At 56.6% G+C, this 3,406-nt stretch carries 2 protein-coding genes; both read left to right on the top strand.

Going from position 1 to position 3,406, the window contains the following annotated elements; all coding sequences use genetic code 11:
- Positions 1-660 precede the first annotated feature (660 nt).
- Positions 661-2,475, top strand: a complete 1,815-nt coding sequence (locus TR61_RS19225; protein WP_157441000.1) for a hypothetical protein — start codon at positions 661-663, stop codon at positions 2,473-2,475.
- 178 nt (positions 2,476-2,653) lie between these two features.
- The coding region (locus TR61_RS19220; protein WP_172677033.1) for a toll/interleukin-1 receptor domain-containing protein at positions 2,654-3,406 on the top strand (753 nt) is incomplete at its 3' end.

Genomic DNA, 3,406 nt, shown 5'->3' with positions numbered 1-3,406 from the left:
GCCGCGACGCTGAACAGACCGCCTGTGCAGCATGGCCGCTTTCGCTCAATCAGCAGCGCGATTATGTGTTGCGGTTGGTAAGACCGAATTCGACCCGGCACCTGGTTTGATCCATTGAACCAAATCGCTTTACCGTTGGTCAAAAGCGGGCCCAAGATCCCATAGGGTGACGACACAACCCTTCAGTCATCGGCACGCGGATTGACGCGAAACTTGCGAAAGCAAGGCTCAAGACGCGCCATCTGCGCGTCGGACAACCGCAAAAGATCAGGCATATCACCGCTCACTTCATTCGAACCTTGAATTCCGCAGCATGTCGGGAGTCGATGACTCTTGCCCCTGATGCGGTTGCGACAAGCGCCTCTCGTCCGAAACCCCTCTTGGCGCAGCGCTCTGTCACGCTTGAAAAGCCTGATGCACCAGGGATGGACCTTGCTCTTCCGCCCTGTGACAGCTCCTAAGAAACAACACCGACCCGGCAACATGGCTGGGGCGACCTGTTGATCCGGATAGCGCCCGTTGAAGCCGGCAAGTTGTCTTAAACAACGGCAATGCAAAGGAAATTCCCGAAGTCCGTTTGACCGGTGACGCATTTTATTGAATAGTCCTTCATTCGGATCCTTCGTCCATTGCGCGTCGAGGGTCGGAGATGGCGAAGGTTTGTTTGGTTTTTCGACCAAGGGAAACGAAACAAAGCGCGGCGAACACCCAATCGGGGCTCCGGTGCCCTATCCTGAAAGCGACCCAATGGCCCTGCTTCGAACCAATGCGCCCCGGAATTCTGGCTTTCCGATCATCGTTGGAATCGTGGGCCACCGGGATCCCGCAGAACCGGAGAAGGTTGCGGCTTGCATTCACGACGGACTTCGGCAGATCTCTGAGCGTTGGCCCGACAGCGACATTGTCGGCCTGTCACCGCTTGCCGATGGCGTGGACCGCCTTTTCGCCCGGGCTCTCTTGGAAAACGGGCACAGGTTACGCGTTGTGCTGCCGATGCCGTTGGAGCAATACATTCAGGATTTCGACCCGCATTCACGCGAAGAGTTCGACAGGCTGTGTTTGTCGGCTGAACTGATCACCCTTGCTCCGCCGATCACAGCGATGACGCCGGATGACGATCCGCAAGTCGCCGCCTATTTGGCGGCAGGGTTTTACATATCGCAAGCGTCTCATGTCCTGTTCGCTGGATGGAATGGGGTGGTAAACGGCAAACAGGCCGGCACAGCGCATATCGTTCATGCGCGATTGTCGGGTATATATGATCGCTTGCCAGAGCTTGACCTGACACTGCAAGCCAGCGACGCCAATCGCTGCCCGGCATCTCATTTGACCTATCTCATCAGGACCGAGAGGGTCGAAAATGAACACGGTCACCAGGCTTTGGACATGGAAACGGAGTCTGCCTGGGGGCTGTCTCCGAAGATGCTGGGCAAGGCCGGTCAATGCCCGCGTTTGTCGGATATCCCGCCCATCGAAGCCTTGGATAATATGGTGCTTATAGGGCAGCGCCTGAGCTTGCCGGGCGCGCAGCCTTCTGAGACCAACGGACTGGAGATTTTGCGGCGGGTTCGTAACGCCGCCGAGTTCAATGCCGACCGCTTGTTGAAACGCGAGCGCGCGGGCCTGCCGATTTTGCTGCTTCTCGGATCGCTGGCTGTGGCAAGCTTCGCGATCTATGGTGACTTTTACGATGTCATTCCCGGTTCGTGGGTTCTTCTGGTCGTTTATGCCGTTGCCCTTGCGCTCATTGCCATCGTGTCGAAACTGCAGATCAGACGTCTGGCCGTTTCCGACCCAACCGGCTGGAGGCGTTTGTCTGAAACGCTGCGCGTTATGATTGCCTGGCACCAGGCGGGTGTGGGCCTGCATTGGAACGACTTGCGTCCGGAAACGCAGTTTCGTCTGACGCGCCATGACGATTGGGTCGATTGCGTGATCCGGGGGCATCTTTTCGGCTTTCAAGCACCCCACGGGCCGAAACACGGGATGCGAGACCTCGATGCGCTTGAGGCAGAGTGGGTCGACACCCAGATCGCGTATTTCAAGGGAAAAGATAACCAGACGGCACGACTGAATGTCCTGAGACGGTTGGGCGGTGTCGCATTTGCCCTGGGTTTCCTGTGTGTTGTTTCCTCAGGATACTTTGAACTCACCCAGACAACGGGCACACCGCCATCACGCATTCTATGGTTCCTGGCTGGCATTTTCCCAGCAACCGGCGCTTTGCTGACCGGATATGTCGCCGTTGTCGATCAAACATCTTCGGAGGCTGACAGAAGGCTCATTTACCTCATGTTCCTCGAACTGAAGACCCGAATAGAAGCGTTTCGCAAGAACGACGATCCCTCTCTCAGCGAGGCCGTGCGTTTGCGCCAATCTATCATTTCAGTAGGCAAGACCGCCCTGGCAGAGGTGCAAAACTGGTCCGAGATCACGAAGGAATCGATACTCAAGGGGCAGGAATTTGGCCGATAACCGCTGCACCTTTTCTCATTCTTTGCCCGCTCACGCCGCAGTTTTCGGCATCCCAACCGCATCTGGCAAGTGGGCAAAGGGCTCTAGCCAATACTCATTGCCACTCCGCGCCGGGCCGATTTATCTAGAAGAAACTGTGGCTTGCCCGCAAAATCCGGGAAAGGGCCGATAGGTGGACTTGGATATCGACGAGAATCTTGACGGGTCAACGGATGAGGCAAAGGTCTTTGTCTCATACTCCAGAAAGGACCGCGAACAGGCTCAAAGAGTATCTGACGCGCTGCGCGCCCGCCACTTTGGTGTATTTCGCGATACTGAAGACATCCTGCCGACCGAAGAATGGCGCACCCGCTTGTCGCAACTTATCGAAGAAGCGGACACGATCGTTTTTCTGCTGAGCCCTCATTCAGCAACCTCCGAAGTCTGCGCCTGGGAGGTGGAATATGCATCCTCGCTGAACAAGAGGATTGCGCCAATCGTCATTGAAGACGTTAACGCGGATCTGATTCCCCCTCTTCTGTCGCGCTTGAACTTCATATTCTGCACACCCAGAGATCCGTTCGAGAATGCAGTCGATACGCTTGTGTCAGCACTCAGCGTCGATATTGATTGGATCCGCGAACACACCCGCTTGAACGGTCTGGCCAGACGATGGGAAGAAGCCGGGCAACCAGGGCATCTGCTGCTACGCGCGCAAGACATTATAGATGCCGAGAACTGGCGCGACGACCGCCCCGATAACGCACCTGAAGTCACCAGGCGGCAAGCCGCCTTCATCGCAGCCAGCCGTCAAGCTGCCAGCCGACGGCAGCGAAACTGGATCATAGGTTCGGTCAGCACCGCCTTGATGACAGCCGCGCTGGCGGTTTTTGCCTATTTTCAGTCCGTCGAAGCCAGCTTGCAAAGAGCCGAGGCAGAAACCCAAAGAGCG

The sequence above is a fragment of the Aestuariivita boseongensis genome (assembly GCF_001262635.1).
GTDB lineage: Bacteria > Pseudomonadota > Alphaproteobacteria > Rhodobacterales > Rhodobacteraceae > Aestuariivita > Aestuariivita boseongensis.
This window is presented reverse-complemented; position numbering and strand designations above follow the sequence as displayed.